Source organism: Flaviaestuariibacter flavus (genome assembly GCF_004337505.1).
In the GTDB taxonomy this organism is placed as follows: Bacteria; Bacteroidota; Bacteroidia; order Chitinophagales; family Chitinophagaceae; genus Flavisolibacter; species Flavisolibacter flavus.
The window spans coordinates 719,367-737,727 of sequence record NZ_SJZI01000042.1; the positions used below are offsets into that span (position 1 = coordinate 719,367).

The window sequence follows — 18,361 nt, forward strand, 5'->3', positions numbered from 1 at the left end:
CAGGCATCCGCTCTTTTCTATTGAAGTTCAACCAGAATAGAGGTTCAAACCGTAATCAATGTTGAACAGAGTCACCCCTCCCCCTCGGGGAGGGGCCGGGGGAGGGTCTGCCACTCATAAAGTTTTAGCGAAAAAATCCGTGAAAATGCCGGCGGCTACCGCCTGTCGTGAATTGCGGGACGCTCTTTTGCTTAACTTGTCCGCCTTAAAACTTAGCCGAACATTGATGAAACGCACACTGCTCGTACCTACCCTTTGCCTGCTTGCCCTTGCCTCCTTTGCCCAACCCGATCGCTGGCAACAGCGCGTGAAATACACGATGGATGTGGACATGGACGTCAGCACCAACCGCCTCGCCGGGAAGCAGAAGCTCGAATACTGGAACAATTCGCCCGACACGCTGAAGCGTGTGTTTTACCACCTTTACTGGAACGCGTTTCAGCCCAACAGCATGATGGATGTACGCAGCCGCCGCCAGGGCACCGTGGTGCTGGCATCGCGCGGTGGCCGCGATATCGTTGACTGGGATCCGCGCGTGAAAGACCGCATCGTGAACCTGAAGCCCGAAGAGCAGGGCTACGAAAACGTAGGCACCGTGCGCATGGACGGACGCGTGCAGAAAACAAAGCTGCACGAGACCATCCTCGAAGTGGTGCTCGACCGGCCCATCCTACCCAAATCGAAAGTCACCTTCGACCTCGACTGGACCTCGCAGGTGCCCCTGCAGATCCGCCGCAGCGGCCGCGATAACCCGCAGACCACCGTGCGCTACACCATGACGCAGTGGTATCCGAAGCTGGTGGAATACGATTACGAAGGCTGGCACCCGACACCCTATATCGCCCGTGAATTCTACGGCGTGTGGGGCGACTACGACGTGACGATCAAAATCGACAAGAGTTACCTGCTGGGTGGCTCGGGCACCATCACCAATGCCAACGAAGTGGGCTTCGGCTACGAAGCCAAGGGCGCCAAACCACTTGACCCCGCGGGCAAGCGCAACTGGAAGTTTTCGGCACCCAACGTGCACGACTTCGCCTGGGCCGCCGATCCCGGCTACAAGCACCTCGTGCGCAACGTTCCCAACGGACCCATCATCAACGTACTGTATAAGAACGTAAGCGGCAAGCCCGAAGAAGACAAGCGCTGGAACGATCTTGCCGACGCCGCGGTAACGGTGTACCCGTTCATCGCAAAGACCTTCGGTCCCTATCCCTACAAGCAATACTCGTTCATCCACGGCGGCGACGGCGGCATGGAATATCCCAACGCCACGATGATCGTGAGCTCCAGCGTGGGCACCGCCTTTCACGAATGGATGCACACCTGGTACCAGGGCATGATGGCCACCAACGAGTCGGAATATGCCTGGATGGACGAAGGCTTTACCGAATGGGCCTCCGAGCGCGTAGGCAAGTACTACGAGGCAGCGCTCCGCGCGAAGAAGGGCGGCGATCCCGCACAGCTCCGCAAGGAAGATTCGGCGGCGCAGGCAACGATGTTTGACGATATCTACGCCGGCTTCAATTCGCTCGTAAAGAGCGGCCGCGAAGAGCCCCTCACCACCCATGCCGACCAGTTCAACACCAACTACGCGTACAGCAACGCCGCTTACCTGAAAGGTGCCGTGTTCATTGAGCAGCTGGGCTACATCACCGGTGCAGCCGTGCGCGACCGCATCCTGCAGGAATACTACCGACAGTGGCGCTTCAAGCATCCCAATGCCAACGACTTCATCCGTGTTGCGGAAAAGGTGAGCGGCCTGCAGCTTGATTGGTACCGCGGCTATTGGGTAGGCACCACCAAGACCATCGACTATGCCGTTGACAGCCTCTGGGACGAGGGCGGCCATGCCCTCATTCGCCTGCGCAACGACGGAATGATGCCCATGCCGCTGGATGTGAAGGTGACCTTTAAGGACGGCTCGTCGGAGTGGCATTACATTCCGCAGTACCTGCAGTTTGGCGAAAAGGCACCCGAGCCGGGCCAGGAAGGCCGCACGGTGTATGCTCCCTGGAAGTGGACGCATCCGCAGTACAACATCTCTTCGAAGCGCCGTCTTACCGATATCGTTTCGGTGGAGATCGACCCGAGCGGCCGGATGGCCGACGTCAACCGGAAGAACAACCGGCTGGAGCTGAAATGGTAATAACAAATCTCAGATCTCGGATCTCAGATCTCAGATCTTAATACGAAGCAGAAAACGGATCGCTATGCGATCCGTTTTCTTTTGCGGATATATTTCTGAGATCTGAGATCTGAGATCTGAGATCCGAGATATCTTAGGGGTTGTTGCTTATGGGGATAATTTGGGTGTATCCTTATCGTATACATACGGTAATTTCCTTGTCCCGATTGCTCCTGCCCTTGACTCGTGTGTTTGATGGGACCCTTGATGACACCTTCATGATTTGTTAACCGGTGTTTCGCATTACCGGTATCCGGATCATGCATCTTTACAATCTGTCCGCAAACCCAAAACCCACACACATATGTACCAAACCGTACGTACGCTCACGATCGGCTTCAGCCTTTCCCTGTTTATCGTCAGTTGTAGAAAAGAAAAAGTAAGCGCGCCCGAAGCGGCGGCCACCCCGGAAGTAGCCTGGCACGACCAGCAGACGCCTGTCTCGATGAGCGCCGACCTGTTGCGCACCTCGTCCGACAACATGGCTCTCGGCAACCCGAGCGGCGCCGTTGCCGACCCGGCACAGTACACCAACTACCTGATGGTGAAAACGCAGTACTCGCTCAGCTACAACCGCGACCGCGCCACCCCTAACTGGGTTAGCTGGCACCTCGATCCCACCTGGCTGGGAACCACGGCACGCCAGGACAACTTCAGCGCCGACGCAACCCTGCCCACCGGCTGGTACCGCGTTGGATCCACTTCCTACAGCGGCTCCGGCTTCGACCGCGGTCACAACTGCCCTTCGGCCGACCGTACCTACAGCGTGGCGGATAACAGCGCCACCTTCCTCATGACCAACATGATCCCGCAGGCACCCACCAACAACCAGCAGACCTGGGCCAACCTCGAAAACTACGCCCGTACACTGGTGAACCAGGGCAATGAAGTTTATATCATCATGGGCTCCTATGGTACCGGCGGCACCGGATCCAGCGGCACATTCAACACCATCGACGCGGGCCGCATCACGGTACCCAACCGCATCTGGAAAGTGCTCGTGGTGCTCCCGCAGGGTACCGGCGATCTTTCCCGCATCACCACATCCACCCGCGTCATCGCCGTCAACACACCCAACACCAACAGCGTCTCCACCACCTGGGGCTCGTACCGCACCACGGTAGATGCCATCGAGGCGGCTACCGGCTACAACCTGCTTTCCAACGTTTCCTCGACCATTCAAAGCACCATCGAGTCGCGCGTGGACAGCGGCCCGACACAGTAAGAATATCGAATATCGAGCAAGGAATAGCGAATTACGAAATACAAAGCCCCCGCCATTGGCGGGGGCTTTGCGTTTAATAATCAATGTTCAATGCTCAATGTTCAATTTTCAATCGGAGTAGCTCCAAACCTTGAGCCCTGCGAATTGAACATTGAATATTTCCTTCAGCTTTCGTTATTCCCTGATCGCTATTCGATATACCTCAGGTTTCCACCAGCTGCGTGCGCAGCCCGCCGCGGGTATCGTCGGGGAGCGTGCCGAGCAGGAAGGCATCAACCTGCACCGTGCCTACGCGGTATACTTTAAGGTCTATGAGCTGGTGCTTCAGGAGGTTAAGCAGGTTGCGGAAGCGGGCGGCACGCGCTTCGGCCTCCGGGTCGCCTTCGGGTGCCTGGGTGTGGTTGCGGAAGAAATAATCCGCCTCCTGTATTTCTACGGGCGCCGTTTCGTCTTTTCCCGAAAGGCGGCGCAGCCCGCTTTCAACCGGCTCGCCGGCCTCCAGCAAAAAGGGCGTGAAGGGTGCGTCGGTTTCGCTGAGAAAGAACAGCCCGGACGCGGCATCGGTAAGCTCCTGTAAAACGGATGGGTTCATGCGTATTTGTTTTGTTCAAGATAAGGTACCCGGCCCGGCCTGATAAACCGGTTAAGGAATGTTATGCGGTTGCCGGCCCGGTCATGTCCGACACGTTTCCCGTGCGTTTCAGCACGCCCCACTGTTGCAGTTCGCCTTTGAGCGCCCGCCGTACCGAGCGGAACAGCACGATCCACATCAGCCAGCGATACACGAGCCGTTGCGGCAGCAGCCACAGGAGCCGGCCGAGCCGCTCGCGCTCCATGCGGAAGGCCACCACCGCAATGGCGGCGTCGAGCAACATAAAGGCCGCATAATAGGGAAGTATGCGGCCGGCATTGCCGGTGGCAAGTCCCAGCACCATAAAGAAATCGGCCAGCGGAATAAAGGCCGGGATGATATACTGAAACAGGATGATGTTGGGAATCGCCAGCCAGCCGAGCCACCCGTAACGTCCGTTGAAAAGAAGATCCCGGTGCTTCCAGAAGGTCTGAAGCACGCCGAAGCTCCAGCGGTAACGTTGTTTCAGGAACTGCTGCAGTTTCTCGGGCGCTTCGGTAAAGGCAAGGGCTCCGTTCTCATTGCGTATCGAATAGCCGGCACGCAGGATGCGGATGCTCAGATCGCAGTCTTCGGCAAGCGTATCGGTGGTAAAGCCGCCGGCCGCGGCGATGGCTTCCTTCCGGAACCCGCCGATCGCCCCGGGAACGACGGTCACGGCATCGACGTAGGCGAAAGCGCGGCGGTCGAAGTTCTGCGAGGTGATGTACTCGATCGCCTGCCAGCGGGTCAGGTAATTGACCTCGTTGCCTACTTTGACGTTTCCGGCCACGGCGCCGATCGTATGCGCCTCGTCGCTGAGAAAATGTTTCATGAGCTCGGAAACCGCATCCGGCCGGAGCTTCGTATCCGCATCAATGCAAACCACATATTCCGCGTCTGTCTGTGCAATGCCGAAGTTGAGCGCGGAAGCTTTCCCTCCGTTTGCTTTGGTGAACACCTTTACTTTCGGATGCCCCTCGAAGGCTTCGGCAACACGGGCATACGTGCTGTCGCGGCTGCCGTCGTCAACGAAGATGATGTTGTAGTTCGGGTAATTTGTCTTAAGCAGGTTCTGCAGGGATGCCACCGCATTTATTTCCTCGTTGTAGGCCGGTACGATCACCGATACCAGCGGGTAGTGGCCGAGTTGCGGAAAGACCAGCGCGGCGCGCGTTTCCCGTCTCTTTTCAAGGAGCGCCAGGGTTGCCATGAGGAGGATGCGCGCCATCGAGAAGATGATGAACAGCACGAACATCGAAAACAGGATGCTGCCGAGCCAGTAGCCCGAAAGCGCAACCACGTAGTTGGCCTGGATCAGCCAGTAGCCGCTGCCCTTCGGAACGGGCGGCATCACGGCATCGCGTGTTTTACCCAGGTAGTCGGCCACGGTGGTAAACTGGTAGCCGCGTGCCTTGTAATAGTCGATGATCATCGGCAGCGCCTTCAGCGTTTGCTCGCGGCTGTCGCCGCCGGCGTCGTGCAGCAGGATGATATTGCCACCGGTAAGATCGCGGCCCTCGGCTTCGATGGCGGCTTTGCGCGCCACCACGCGGCGGAAGATCGTATCGGCCCTGATGCCTTCTTCCCAATCTTCCGGGTCGATCGACTCCCCTACGTCGAGGTAGTTGTGGCTGCGGGCGATGGCCACCGGCAGCAGTTCTTCGATTTTCTCCGGTGTGAAGTCCGCGTTGTAGGGAGCGCGGAACAGCACGGTGGAATGTCCCGTGATGCATTCGATCAGCAGGCGTGTTGACTCCATTTCCACCACGGCACGTTTGCGGCTAACCTCGGCGATGTTGGGATGGGTGAAGGTGTGGTCGCCGATCTCGTGGCCCTCGCGGAAAATGCGCTTCAGCAACGGGATGTTGTTCTCGCAGTTTCTGCCCACGACAAAAAAGGTGGCCGGTACTCCTTTTTTCGAAAGCACGTCGAGGATGCGGGGCGTCCAGGTGGGGTCGGGGCCGTCGTCGAAGGTCAGTACGATCTTCTTCCGGTTGCGGATCGTGTCGGGCCCGTTCCAGCCATATTTTTTGGCCATGAAAGATGTGGGCAGGTTGGTGTATACTTCCTCTGAAATAAGCAGTTCGGAGGAGTCGATCTCGAACCGGATATCGCCTTTTTCGGGCGTTGCCAGCACATCGAGCACTTCGCCATAGCCGCTGTAGGAAACATTCTCCGGGCTCAGCACCTGTGCCATCGAGCCGAAGTTGAGACGCCGGGCGGCTTCACGGGAAAGGTCGTTGTTGTAGAATTTCCAGATGCGCTGGTCTTCCACGCCCAGGCGCCACAGCGCGGTGCCGGCTAGCTGTGCTTCGGTGGCAAAGCGCAGGGCGTTGAAGGTAGTGGCGGCGTCGGTGAAGTAAACATCATGAATGACGTCGGCATCGTCGTAGTAGGAGAAATACAGGTTGTAGGAGTCGTTGTCGAACACCGGGATCGTCTGTGCTTCTTTTGCCAGGGAAATGGCACTGCGGTAGGCGACGACGTCTACGTCGGCGGGATTATTTTCTTCGCGGGGCCAGTCGTATCCATAGGCGGCGAGGCAAAGCACCACCTTTTGCGGCGGCAGGTGTTTGAGGGCATCTTCCAGGGCCGCCTCGATCCATTTCTGGTGTGCCACCGGGCCGGCTTTCGTGCCTTTATTGTTCTGGTCGTAGGCCATTACAAAGAGGTAGTCGTTGCAGGCACCCAGCGCGGCATAGTCATAATCGCTGTTGAACGGCGACACATCCTGGCTCAGGAGCAGCCCCTCGGCATGGAGGCGGCTGTACAGCTCGCGCTGGAGCGCCACAAGCGGCTCGTTGGTGGGTTCCTCGAGCTCCTCGAAGTCGATGTTGACGCCGGCAAAGTGGTTCGTTTTCAGCAGGCCGATCAGCTGGCGGATGAAGCGCTCTTTTTTTGCCGGGTCGGTCAGGATGCGGTGCACGATGGCGCCCCGGAACGTTTCCTTCCATGCGTTCGTCATCACCGGCATCACCGGCACGCGGGCTGCGCGCATGATGGCAAGCGCCTTCGGATCGATCTGCGTCACGATGCTGTCGCTGTAGGTGATGATCCGCCGGCCCTGCGCATTGATCGTGGTGTCGGCTTTTTGCGCGAAGAAGAACCACTCGGGGATCACGAGGTTCATCTTATGGATATTGCGCTGGAGCGATTGGAACGAGTTGGGGTCCCAATTGACATAGAAGCCGGCACGAAGGGCGGCAGCGCCATCGCCGAAGGGGTGCGGGTAGGCGACGCTCTTGCTGCGGTACGAAGCCTGCTTCGCGGTGAGGTCTTTTTCGGTGAAAAACTGGCGGAAGCTTTTATAGCGGCGGGCCAGCGGGCTTTTTTCCGCCAGCCGGCTTTGGGGGTCGCTGAGTGCCTGCTTGAAATCCTTGAGCTGCGGCAGTTCCGGGCTGCGTGCGGTGGCCAGGGTAAACACAACCGCGACTACAGCCAGCAGCAGCAACAGGATGATCAGCCTGGAACTCCATTGAAAGCGGTGCCAGCGCGTGGCCGATTGGGTCTGGAAAACTTGCCTGCTCTGCATACGGTGGTAGCAATAAGAGGCAAGTTAAGTTGGAAGTCCCGGCCGGTAAGCAAAAGGTGTCCTAAGACCGTTTTTTGCCAAAATGACGCGTTCTAAGTCATTGACCTCCAAATCGTTTCTGTGCGAACATTGGTGTTTGGTGCCTGCAAACGCGTTTTTAAGGACAAAACAGCCGTGTTTGGTGCCTGCATACGCGTTTTCAGGGGCAGAACGACCGTGCCTGGAGGTTGCAAACGCGTTTTCAGGGGCAAAACACCGGTGTTTCCTCCTTTCAAACGCGTGGGAAAGGGCAAAACACCGGTGTCCCGCCCTTACATAGACCGGTTTTCATTTTTGGCGGCGGTTCTTTCGCCGCAATGTTTTCCTGTATTTAAAACGCAATATTCGTTGTGCCGTCGTGCCGTGGCGCCGTCGTGAAAAAGAAAAGGGCCGCAAGGCCCTTTCCGTTATCTGAACTCTACTTTTCGTTAATAATCCAGCTCCAGGCGCAGGCGGTCGCGGAGCTCCTGCACCAGCGGGTACTGCTGCACCAGCATCATGTATTGCTCGCGCGCCGAGGGGGGCAGGTCGGAGAGGTCGGGCGCCTCGTTGCTTTCCACGAGCGTGAGCAGCATCTGCAGCTGGCGGTTGTTGAGCCGGGCCTTGAGGTATTCGGTGGCCTTGGCGCGCTCCGATTCGAGGAAGCGGTAGGCGATGTTATCGGTAACGGTGACTTCGAAAATATTCGCTTCGCGGATCTCGATGGTGGCCATGCCAAAGGGCGTAGCGGCCGGGTTTTTCTCGGCGCGGAGTACGTCGATGAAGGATTTCCAGCCCGTTTCCAGCTGCCCTTTTTCGAGCGGCTGGTCCACCACGGTCTTGGCGGCCTCGGCGCTCATCTTGTTGCGCAGCGCCTCGAGGTTGAACATCGGCTTGGTGGCCGGTCTGGCTGCGGCGGCCGCGGGCTGCGGTGCCGCCTGCGCGGGGGCGGAAGCAGCGGGCGGCGCCGGCTGCGGCGCCTCGGGCACCACGGCGGCTGCCGCCACGGAAGGCTTCGGTTCTTCAATCACGAGGCGGGCGCCGGCCGCTTCGGCAGCGGGCTTCTCCGGGCGCATCTGCGGGATGGCGCGGAAGGCGATCGAGCGGACCGTATCAACTACTTTTTTTTTACCCACGGCGCCGCCCTCGGTGGTGAGTTGCAGGGCCTGGCGCAGGTAGCAAAGCTTGATGAGCGTGAGCTCCACATGCAGGCGCTTGTTGCGGGCGGCACGGTAGCCGATCTCCGATTCGTTGAGGATGTTGAGCGCGCTCACGAGGTAGCCGGTCTCCACCTTCTGGGCATAGTCGGCGTAGCGCTTGCGGAAGCTCTCCACCACTTCCAGCAGTCCCGATACGCGCGGGTCTTTGCACACCAGCAGGTTGCGGGTAAACTCGGCAAAGCCGTTGAGCACCGAGTCGCCCTCGAAGCCCTTGCGGTTAATGTCGTCGAACAGCAGCAGGGCGCCGGAGAGGTCCTGCTCCTGCATGCAGTCCATGAGGCGGAAGTAATAGTCGGCGTCGAGGATGTTGAGGTGCTCGAGGGTGTTGTTGTAGGTAAGCTGCCCGTTGGTGAACGACACGATCTTGTCGAGGATGGAGAGCGCGTCGCGCATGCAGCCTTCGCTCTTCTGGGCGATGAGCTGGAGGCCTGTTTCCTCGGCCTGTACGCCTTCCTTGGCGGCGATGCCGGCGAGGTGGTTGACCGTGTCCTGGAGCGTGATGCGCTTGAAGTCGAAGATCTGGCAGCGGCTCAGGATGGTGGGCAGGATCTTGTGCTTTTCGGTGGTGGCGAGGATGAACTTGGCGTACGACGGGGGTTCCTCCAGGGTTTTCAGAAAGGCGTTGAAGGCCGAGGAGGAGAGCATGTGCACCTCATCGATGATATATACCTTGTAGGTGCCGGCCTGCGGTGCAAAACGCACCTGCTCCACGAGGGCACGGATATCGTCCACCGAGTTGTTGGAGGCGGCATCGAGCTCGTGGATGTTCATCGAGGTGCCCTCGTTAAACGAAACGCAGGAGGGGCAGGTGTCGCAGGCCTCGCCTTCCGCCGTCTGGTTCTGGCAGTTGATGGTCTTGGCGAAGATGCGGGCACAGGTGGTTTTGCCCACCCCGCGTGGACCGCAGAACAGGAAGGCATGGGCCAGGTGACCGGTTTTGATGGCGTTGCGGAGGGTCTGGGTAATATGTTCCTGCCCCACGACGGTGTCGAAGGTCTGGGGGCGGTATTTGCGGGCGGAGACGATGAATTTTTCCATGGGAGCTAGAGGGTGCAAGTTAACGAATTGGCGTGGCAGGGAAGTGTGAAGAAATGGCAGGGGGTGGCCCTGCGGCTTCCGGCCCGGTCGCTATTTTGGCGAACACAGGGTAGTGGCCATATGGTGTCGGCCCATTAATGTCAGTACCGTTTGCCAAGGAGCTCATTGGCCGTTAGAATCTTCGCATGCTGAAACTCCTCTCGGGGCTTTGTCTTGGTAAACACAACAATGTTTCTGACCGGAACTTTTTTGTTTCCCCAATGATGCTCTTTCAAGCGCAGGTGATCATTGCTGTTTTCATTGTTGAGGAGTTTGAAGAGCACGAAATTCGTCCTCTTTACTTGTTGCTAACGACTTGAAGACATAGATGTCGTGCTTTTGCAAATGTGATTTTATCGTCGTTAGCGAACCAATCGTAGTGTAAGTTCTGCACATCGTCTGCCGGTTGTTGGTAGTAGGGCGTCATTGCCTGTAACCCTAAGATAGACGCAACCGCACGTAAGGCCAAATCCCCCGGTTACCCCAGGTTCTCCCTTCGCGGCCCCGGAACAGCCTTGCCGGATAGAAGAACGGATCGCACAGCGCTCCGTTTTTTTCAGCCTTAAATCAGACATCAGGCATCGGACATCAGCGATCTACGCCAGCACCGGGTGCGGCTTGAACTCCTTTGTCCGGTCAAAAAGGTAGCGGTAGGTGGAGAGCTTGCGGCTTACATAAGTGTTGTCGGCGATGTTTTTCGCCACGTTGATCATCTTGGGGTTGAAGTCGCCGATCCACTGCATCTCGTACTCCTGGTATTCGATGTGCTGGATCACCTTGCCGGCTTCGGCAATGAGGAAGGCGTCAAGCCCCTTGCCCTGGAACTCGGGCACGATGCCGAAGACGAGGCCGGTGCACTTGGTGCAGGGAACGGTCTTCTTCACCCACAGGAACTTGAGCTTGTGCAGCAGGTCGAATTTGCCATTGAGCTTGCCGAACCACTGGTTCAGGTCGGGCAGGTTAACGAAGATGGCGACCGGCTTTTCGTTGTGGTACACGAACCAGACGAGGCGCTCGTCCATCACGGGTTTCATCTTTTTGAACATGATCACCACCTGCTCGGTCTTGAGCTCCTTGAGGCCGCCGTGACCCGCCCAGGCTGCGTTGTAAACCGTGGCGAAGTCGGCGGCGTATTTTTCGAGCTTGCTTTTTTCGATCGTGCGGGCTTTGAAGGCCGCGTCCTGCTGGTAGGGGAGGGCCCGCTCATGGATCTTCTGCGTCAGCGGCACCTTGAGGTGCATGCCGAAGCAGACCTGGTTGAAGAACACTTTGAAGCCGTAGTGTTCCAGCAGGTCTTTATAATAGGGCTTGTTGAAGTTCATGCAATACAGCGGCGGCTGGTAGCCTTCCACCTCGAGTCCCCACCAGCGGTCGCGCTCGCCGAAGTTGATGGGGCCGTCCATGGCCTCCATGCCGCGCTGCAGCAGCCAGTGTCTGGCCACATCCAGCAACATATCGGCCGCCCCCTGGTCGTTGATGCAATCGAAGAAGCCCATGCCGCCCACAGGAATTTCGTCGCCCTTGTTCCGGTATTTTTTATTGGTGAATGCCGCAATGCGCCCAATCAGCTTATCGCCGTCTTTCAGCACCCAGCGGGTTGCCTCGCCAAAGCGGTAGGTCTTGTTCTTCTTCGGGTCGAAGACGTCTTCCACGTCCTTATCGAGGGGGCGGATATAATTAGGGTTGTCGCGGTTCACCTCAACGTTCGCCAGCAGAAAATCGCGGGCGAGTTGCGGGGTGGTCACTTCGTGCAGCTGTAGCATGCCGCAAATTTAATGCGGTAATGTGGGTAATGTGGTAATACGGTAAATAAGGGAGCCGCAACTGTTAAGAAGCGGCTCCCCAGGCCTATTTGGTACTAATTGTTATCACATTATCACATTACCGCATTATCACATTATCGCTTCGCTGTTTGCTGATTTCCAGAAAACATTTTCTGCGCCAGCTCGCGGTCGTGGGCATAGATGTCGTCGCGGAAGTTGAGGCGGCCGGCGTCGTCCACCCAGGCGGTATAGTAGGTGATCACCACGGGGACGGGCTTCCTGAGGCGCACGTATTTTTCGGTGCCGGCGTTCATTGCTTCCTCAATGCGGGCGGCGTCCCATTCGGGCATATCCTGGAGGAGGTAGTTGGCCAGCTTTTCGGGCTCTGCGAGGCGGATGCAGCCGTGGCTGAAGGCGCGCTTGTCTTTCGAGAAGAGGCTCTTGGCGTTGGTATCGTGGAAGTAGATGTTGAGGCTGTTCGGGAACAGGAACTTCACGCGGCCCAGCGAGTTGTCGGGGCCGGGGCGCTGCCGGATCTTGGGCAGGCCGCCTTCCGTACCGATCTGCTCCATGTTCTGGGCGTCGAGGTAGCCGGGATTGCTGGCCAGCTTGGGCAGGATCTCGTTCTTCACGATCGAGGGCGGCACGTTCCAGTAGGGACTGAACACCACCTGGTTCAGGTCGCCGTTGAAAGCGGTGGTGGTATGCCCTTCCTTGCCCACCACGATATTCATGTCGAATACCTTTTGCTTGTTTTCATACACGTGGAGTACGAACTCGGGAATATTCACCACGATGATACGGCCTTCGGGCGACTGCGGCAGCCAGCGCATCCGCTCGAGGTTGATCAGCACCTGCTCGAGCCGCGCGCGGGCGGGCACGTTGAGGTCTTTCAGCTGCTGATCGGTGAGCCTGTCGGAAGGCGTGTAGCCCATGCGCTGCTGGAAGTTGCGGATGCCCGTCAGCAGCGTGTCGTTGAATACCGCGCTGGTGTCGCCGCCGGGCAGGTCGCCGGTAATGGCCAGCCGGCGCTTTAGTTGTGCGACGATGGGCGCGGAGGAGCCCGGCTTCAGGCCTTTCATCGAGCCCGTCACTGGTTGCCAGCCGCCGGCCTTCACGATGTCGTAATAGCGCTTCAGCTCTTTTTTGAGTGCGCCGTAGGATGCATTGGCGTCTTCGAAATATTTATTGTCCTTGTGCTTCTTGGTCAGCAGCGAGTCGGCGAGCTCCATCGGGTCGCGCTTTTTCACCGGTACGAAGCGCTCCATTTCCTTGCGCTTCACCTGCCCGTCGGGGTAGTTGCGGCGGATGTACTGGATGAAGTGCTCGGTAAGGGTGAACTCGGTCTGCAGCACGTTCTTATCGGTCGCGGCAAAGCGCGGGTTCTCCTGCGTGGTCCAGTCGTCCATGCGGCGCTGGAGGTTCTTGTCGTGGAAAGTGGTGTCGTGCTGGTAGGTGGTATGGTAGTCGTGGAGGTTCCAGAAGCCGCGGGCCTGCTCGGTGAGGCCGGCGGAAGTGAACCACGCGAACTGGTAGTTGCGGGTGTTGTAGAAGGACACCATGCGGCGGGCCGTGGAGTCGGGCACCTTGCGGGTGCGGATAAAATCGATCAGCGCGGTGCTGTCGAGAAACAGGTCGCTGTAAGCGTTGGTGCGCGTGATGTAGCGGTCGCGGCTCGATATCTTTTTCTCGGCAACGGCATCGGCGCCGGGACCCGTGGTCCCGCCGTCGGCGCTGTCCGTCTGCGCATTGCAGGCCGAAAGGGCGGTCCACAGGAGGGCGGTGTAGAGGAGTAGCTTCTTCATACCGCTCATTTTACAAAAGCTGTGCCTGTAGCGCTGAGGTAATGTGGGTTGGTATGAATATCGGGTATCGTGTATGAGGTAACCAATGCCGGATACTCAAAAGCAGTCTTGTTGTGGGAAAAGCCTTTGATTACAACCTGGATTTTAACAATACCGACTTCCGCGCCCGCCCCGGGCTGTACCGGATGGGGAAAGGGGAGCAGGGCGTTTTGCTGGTGCAGCCTTATAAAGGTGAGCTGTTGCCCCACTGGCGCTTCCGCACTCCGGAGATCGCGCGGGCTTCGGCTGAAAAGCTGTACCAGTGCTTCCTGGAATACCGCGACGCGGGCGACTTCGTGGGTATGGACATGGCGCGCAAGTTCCTGCAGATGGGCTACACCCGCAGCCGTCGCTATGCCAACCATGCGTCCGGGCAGAAATATGCCGGTTCGGTGCCGGCCGATAAGAAAGGGCGGAGCGGGGCCCATGGCCGCCCGCAGCTGCCCCGCGACCCGGACCCCGTAAAAGCCGAAAGCGCCCGGATCTTTTACGAGGTATGGCAGCGGGCGGCTGCCGACCCGGTGTACATGGCGGCTGTGGCGGCGCATAAGGCGCGTCTTCGTGAATCGTGAACCGGCAATCGTGAATGTGTTGCCGGCGAACAATGTTGGTAGCTCGCGAAGCGGACGGCCTCCGCTCGCAATGACAGCTGCGTTGTCGGCTTCGCCCGCCTTCGCACCCCCGACTCCCGGCTCACGATTTGCACCACTGCTCCCGTTATGCTCAATCTCGGATACGCCTGCATCAACGTTCAGCTTGCCGCCGAAGGCATCACCACCAACCGGGGGATGATCAAGCGGACCTTTCTTCAGAAAGGCGTCGCCTATGCTTCGCAGCTTGCTTTGCAGAACGTGGAAGCCCTGTTGTGCATCCTGAAATGGAACGTGGCCCAGGGTATCCGGGTGTTCCGCATCACTTCGGAGCTCTTTCCCTGGGCCTCGGAGTACCCGCTGGAGTCGATGCCCGACTTCCGGGCCATCCGCGCCGTGCTGGAGCAGGCGGGCCGGCTGCCCATCCGCGTAAGCACCCACCCGGGGCCTTTTAATAAGATGGGAGGCACCGGCGCCACCCTCGAAAACACGATCCGCGACCTCGAGATCCACGGCCAGCTTTTCGACCTGATGGGACTGCCGCCCTCGCACTGGAACAAGATCAACATTCATGTGGGCGGTGCCTATGGTGATAAGGAGGCGACGATCCGGCGCTTTGCGGAGAATTTCAGGCGCCTGTCGGTAAGCGTACGGCGGCGCTTGACGGTGGAAAACGACGACAAGCCCGGCCTCTACACGGTGGCCGACCTGCTGCCCCTCCATGAAATGACCGGCATCCCGGTTGTGTTCGACTACTTCCACCACAGCCTGCACAACGGCGGGATGCCCGAAGAAGAAGCTTTTCATCTCGCTTACGGCACCTGGGACATGCGGCCGGTGTTCCACTTTTCCAGCTCGCGCCGCGACCACGAGGAGCCCAGCGCACCCAGGGAGGCCCACGCCGATTTTATTTATGAGCCCATCCGCACCTATGGCAAAGACGTGGACATCGTGCTGGAAGCCAAAATGAAGGAGCGGGCGCTGGAGCGCTACCGGACTGCGTTCGGAATATCGAATATCGATCAGGGAACACCGAAGGCCGAACCTAAGTAGGAAGGCGGCTTGCGGCCTTCAAATTTCGATATTCCTTGCTCGTTATTCGATATTCAACTACCTTTGCCGCCTGAAAACGGGGGGTACTGCTTGCTGTGCCGCCCATCACCCAAAAAAAACGCTACATAAACGCTTTTTATGGCCAAAGTCGGTAAGGTAAAACAGATCATCGGCGCCGTTGTGGACGTACAGTTCGAAGGCAGCCTCCCCGAGATTTACAACGCATTGGAAATAAAGAAGGAGAACGGCGATACGCTGGTTCTCGAAGTACAGACGCACCTCGGTGAGGACAGCGTGCGCACGATCGCCATGGACGGTACCGAGGGCCTCACCCGCGGCCTCCAGGTTGTGGATACCGGCGGTCCCATCAAGATGCCGGCTTCCGAGCAGATCAAAGGCCGTCTCTTCAACGTAACCGGCGACCCCATCGACGGTCTGCCCCCGGTGCCCAAAGTGAATGGCCGCGCCATCCACGCCAAGCCGCCGTTATTTGAAAACCTGTCGACCGCTACCGAGATCCTGTTTACCGGTATCAAGGTGATCGACCTCATCGAGCCCTATGCAAAGGGCGGTAAGATCGGCCTGTTCGGTGGTGCCGGTGTAGGCAAGACCGTACTGATCCAGGAGCTGATCAACAACATCGCAAAAGCATACTCCGGTCTCTCCGTATTTGCAGGCGTAGGTGAACGTACCCGCGAGGGCAACGACCTTATGCGTGAAATGATCGAAGCCGGTATCATGAAATACGGCGACGCTTTCAAGCACTCCATGGAAGAAGGCGGCTGGGACCTCAGCAAGGTTGATATGAACGAGCTCGCCGACTCTAAGGCCACCTTCGTGTTCGGCCAGATGAACGAGCCCCCGGGTGCCCGTGCCCGCGTAGCCCTCTCCGGTCTGACGATCGCCGAGTACTACCGCGACGGTGACGGCTCCGGCAAAGGCCGCGACATCCTGTTCTTCGTCGACAACATCTTCCGTTTCACGCAGGCCGGTTCCGAAGTATCCGCCCTCCTGGGCCGTATGCCTTCGGCCGTAGGTTACCAGCCCACCCTCGCTACCGAGATGGGTCTGATGCAGGAGCGTATTACCTCTACCAAGAACGGTTCCATCACCTCGGTGCAGGCCGTTTACGTACCGGCGGATGACCTTACCGACCCCGCTCCGGCTACTACCTTCGCCCACCTCGACGCTACCACGGTACTGTCGCGTAAGATCGCTGACCTTGGTATCTACCCGGCGGTGGATCCCCTCGACTCGACCTCGCGTATCCTGATGCCGTCGGTTGTTGGTGAAGCGCATTACAACTGCGCCAACCGTGTAAAGCTGATCCTCCAGCGCTACAAGGAACTGCAGGATATCATCGCCATCCTCGGTCTGGACGAACTGTCCGACGAAGACAAGCTCACCGTATCCCGTGCCCGTAAGGTGCAGCGCTTCCTGTCGCAGCCCTTCCACGTGGCGGAGGCATTCACGGGTCTGAAAGGCGTACTCGTTCCCATCGAGGAAACGATCCGCGGCTTCAACATGATCATGGACGGCGAGGTAGACGACTACCCGGAAGCTTCCTTCAACCTGGTCGGCAGCATCGACGATGCGATCGAGAAAGGCAAGAAGCTGATGGCGCAGGCGCAGGGTTAATGCGGTAATTGGTTAATGCGTAATGTGGTAATCAAGTCACATTGGCGCATGACCACTACCAGAAGTTACCTCATTACCACATTATCACATTCGATTTTTATGACACTTGAAATACTGACTCCCGAACGCAAGCTCTTCTCCGGTGAAGTTTACGGTGTGCAGATGCCGGGCATCAGCGGCTCCTTTGAGGTGCTGGACCGCCACGCGCCGCTGGTAAGCGCCCTCAAGGCGGGCCGGGTGAAGGTGCTGCGCGACCGCACCAACCACACCGCGTCCTTCGAGATCCAGGGCGGCTTCGTGGAAGTGCTGAACAACAAGGTGACGGTGCTTGTAGAAGGCGCCACCACCATCGACTAAGCGTCAATTTCCTTAAGATAAAGGCCGCTCCCGGAAGGAAGCGGCCTTTTTTATGTTGGCGGAATGTGGTTTAGAGCTGGTCCTGGAAACGGTCGGCTTTTACCACGAGGGTGCCGGCCATCTTGTCGTGCAGGGTTTGCTTGCGGTCGTCCCATACCATCATCAGGTAGCCGATAAACAGGATGATCGAGGAAAGGATTTTGCCAAAGTAGCGGCCGAGGCCCTGCATGAAGGTGATGCGGCCGCCGTTCATATCGGTTACGCGAAGACCGAGCGCCATTTTGCCGAGGGTTGCGCCCCGCTCGCTCGATTCCATCAGCGCGAAATAAAGGCAGTTGACAAGAATGCCAGCGACAGCGCCTTCGATTTCACCGATGGCCAGCTGGATCACTTTGTTGATAACGCCCATGACAATGCCGTCGATGATAGCCGCGGCAAAGCGCTCCCAGAAGCCGCCGTAAACCGGTATGCGGTGCTCCTGGTTGAAAAGATGGGTTTCTGTGGTTGGAGTTTCGGTGTAATAGTTACTCATGTGACAGGGTTTTGTATCCTAAGTAACTAAAAAAAGAGGAAAGTCAAGTGGTCTATTTGTCTAATGGTAAATGCGCTTGCATCACCAACAGCTCTCTCGAAGAAACGTGCGTGCGGCCTGGGCGCGGCGCCGGTTACCAACGGACCAGTATACCAATAGACTAGTTCAGCTGCGGGTCGATCGGGAAGTTGATCATCATTTCATAATCGCCACCGAGGTGCTTGAGGGCATCGCGCCAGATCTCGCCGGCATTTTCGTGAAAGACAAGGCGGCGGGTTGCCTCCACCGTCAGCCAGGTCTTTTCGTCGAGCTCGCTCTGCAACTGCCCGTTGCTCCAACCCGAGTAGCCGATGAAAAAGCGGATCATGCCCGGATCAACTTCGCCGGAGTTGATGAGTTGCACCACAGAGTCGAAGTCGCCGCCCCAGAACACGCCTTTAATCACCTCGATGCCCCCCTGGATCCGCTCGGGATAGCGGTGCAGGAAATGGATCGTGTTCATCTGCACCGGGCCGCCGTAATACACCGGGATCTGGTGCCCCTCGATCTCGGGAAGCAGCTCGTCGAGCGTATTCTCGTACTGGCGGTTGATCACAAAGCCGATCTCTCCCTGCTCGTTGTGTTCGGTGAGGAGCACTACGGTGCGCATGAAGTTGGGGTCTTTCAGGAAAGGATCTGCGATAAGCAAAACTCCGGGTGCAGGCGCTGGCA

General features: G+C 58.2%; 14 protein-coding genes. 7 read left to right on the plus strand and 7 right to left on the minus strand.

Annotated elements, in window-relative coordinates:
- Positions 1-226 precede the first annotated feature (226 nt).
- Complete coding sequence (locus EPD60_RS10960) at positions 227-2,149, plus strand: M1 family metallopeptidase (RefSeq protein WP_131449488.1); 1,923 nt, start codon at positions 227-229, stop codon at positions 2,147-2,149.
- Between the two features lie 343 nt (positions 2,150-2,492).
- Complete coding sequence (locus tag EPD60_RS10965) at positions 2,493-3,413, plus strand: DNA/RNA non-specific endonuclease (protein ID WP_131449489.1); 921 nt, start codon at positions 2,493-2,495, stop codon at positions 3,411-3,413.
- Between the two features lie 202 nt (positions 3,414-3,615).
- Here the strand turns inward: EPD60_RS10965 and EPD60_RS10970 are convergent, their stop codons facing one another.
- The 3 genes from EPD60_RS10970 to EPD60_RS10980 form a co-directional block, all read right to left on the minus strand.
- A complete protein-coding gene (locus EPD60_RS10970) occupies positions 3,616-4,005 on the minus strand; it encodes a nuclease A inhibitor family protein (RefSeq protein WP_131449490.1) in 390 nt (129 codons plus the stop codon).
- A 61-nt stretch (positions 4,006-4,066) separates the two neighbouring features.
- Positions 4,067-7,558, minus strand: a complete 3,492-nt coding sequence (locus EPD60_RS10975) for a trifunctional glycoside hydrolase family 18/polysaccharide deacetylase/glycosyltransferase family 2 protein (RefSeq protein WP_131449491.1) — start codon at positions 7,556-7,558, stop codon at positions 4,067-4,069.
- Between the two features lie 467 nt (positions 7,559-8,025).
- Positions 8,026-9,834 (minus strand): DNA polymerase III subunit gamma/tau, encoded by a 1,809-nt coding sequence (locus EPD60_RS10980; protein WP_131449492.1) that lies wholly within the window; start codon positions 9,832-9,834, stop codon positions 8,026-8,028.
- A 185-nt stretch (positions 9,835-10,019) separates the two neighbouring features.
- Here EPD60_RS10980 and EPD60_RS16980 point away from each other — a divergent pair, with 185 nt between their 5' ends.
- Positions 10,020-10,193 (plus strand): hypothetical protein, encoded by a 174-nt coding sequence (locus tag EPD60_RS16980; RefSeq protein ID WP_165871507.1) that lies wholly within the window; start codon positions 10,020-10,022, stop codon positions 10,191-10,193.
- Between the two features lie 276 nt (positions 10,194-10,469).
- On the opposite strand, the gene EPD60_RS10985 is transcribed toward EPD60_RS16980, so the two are convergent.
- Both EPD60_RS10985 and EPD60_RS10990 read right to left on the minus strand, forming a co-directional pair.
- Positions 10,470-11,636: a hypothetical protein gene (locus EPD60_RS10985; protein ID WP_131449493.1), complete on the minus strand. Its 1,167-nt coding sequence runs from the start codon at positions 11,634-11,636 to the stop codon at positions 10,470-10,472.
- A 134-nt stretch (positions 11,637-11,770) separates the two neighbouring features.
- Positions 11,771-13,441 carry a L,D-transpeptidase family protein gene (locus tag EPD60_RS10990; RefSeq protein WP_131449494.1) on the minus strand — a complete coding sequence of 557 codons (1,671 nt, stop codon included), beginning with the start codon at positions 13,439-13,441 and terminating at the stop codon, positions 11,771-11,773.
- A gap of 113 nt (positions 13,442-13,554) precedes the next feature.
- Here EPD60_RS10990 and EPD60_RS10995 point away from each other — a divergent pair, with 113 nt between their 5' ends.
- The 4 genes from EPD60_RS10995 to atpC all read left to right on the plus strand — a co-directional run bounded on the left by EPD60_RS10995 (position 13,555) and on the right by atpC (position 17,118).
- Positions 13,555-14,052, plus strand: coding sequence for a DUF4385 domain-containing protein (locus tag EPD60_RS10995; protein WP_131449495.1), 498 nt, complete (start codon positions 13,555-13,557; stop codon positions 14,050-14,052).
- Between the two features lie 147 nt (positions 14,053-14,199).
- A complete protein-coding gene (uvsE, locus tag EPD60_RS11000; protein ID WP_131449496.1) occupies positions 14,200-15,123 on the plus strand; it encodes a UV DNA damage repair endonuclease UvsE in 924 nt (307 codons plus the stop codon).
- 138 nt (positions 15,124-15,261) lie between these two features.
- Positions 15,262-16,761 (plus strand): F0F1 ATP synthase subunit beta, encoded by a 1,500-nt coding sequence (atpD, locus tag EPD60_RS11005; protein WP_131449497.1) that lies wholly within the window; start codon positions 15,262-15,264, stop codon positions 16,759-16,761.
- A gap of 99 nt (positions 16,762-16,860) precedes the next feature.
- Positions 16,861-17,118 (plus strand): ATP synthase F1 subunit epsilon, encoded by a 258-nt coding sequence (atpC, locus tag EPD60_RS11010; RefSeq protein ID WP_131449498.1) that lies wholly within the window; start codon positions 16,861-16,863, stop codon positions 17,116-17,118.
- Positions 17,119-17,188: 70 nt separating this feature from the next.
- On the opposite strand, the gene EPD60_RS11015 is transcribed toward atpC, so the two are convergent.
- Complete coding sequence (locus EPD60_RS11015; RefSeq protein ID WP_131449499.1) at positions 17,189-17,650, minus strand: RDD family protein; 462 nt, start codon at positions 17,648-17,650, stop codon at positions 17,189-17,191.
- A 160-nt stretch (positions 17,651-17,810) separates the two neighbouring features.
- Positions 17,811-18,338, minus strand: a complete 528-nt coding sequence (locus EPD60_RS11020) for a YqgE/AlgH family protein (RefSeq protein WP_243647812.1) — start codon at positions 18,336-18,338, stop codon at positions 17,811-17,813.
- Positions 18,339-18,361: the final 23 nt, after the last annotated feature.